General features: G+C 68.5%; 1 protein-coding gene. It reads right to left on the bottom strand.

What is annotated here, in order from left to right; genetic code table 11:
• Positions 1-365: DUF3106 domain-containing protein (locus G3O00_RS42850; RefSeq protein WP_206146613.1), on the bottom strand; the 365-nt coding region annotated here is incomplete at both ends.

Below are 365 nucleotides of genomic sequence, written 5' to 3' on the forward strand. Positions count from 1 at the left end.
TGGCGCGACGGCGGCCGAGACGGGCGCCGGTGCGGTGGCCGGGCCGCTTGCCGGGTGTTCGTGCGAATTGACGAGGCGACGGACGTCACGGTCGGCGACGGTCGGCGGTGCACTGACGACGCTCGGCCGGCGGCGACGCTCGGCGGCCGCGAGACGTTCCTTCTGTTCTTCGGGGAGTTGCTGGTACGCCTTCCAGGCACGCTCGCGCGCCTGCGCGGAAAGCTCCTTCGCACTCTGGTAGTTCTCGCGCGCGACGCGGCGCTGCTCGGGCGTCATCTTTGCCCATTCGGTCATCCGGTCCTGCAGGCGCTTCTGATCATCAGGCGTCAACTTCGCGAAACGCGACGCGATCTTCAGCCATTTTC

The organism is Burkholderia sp. Ac-20384 (assembly GCF_017104605.1).
GTDB lineage: Bacteria > Pseudomonadota > Gammaproteobacteria > Burkholderiales > Burkholderiaceae > Burkholderia > Burkholderia lata.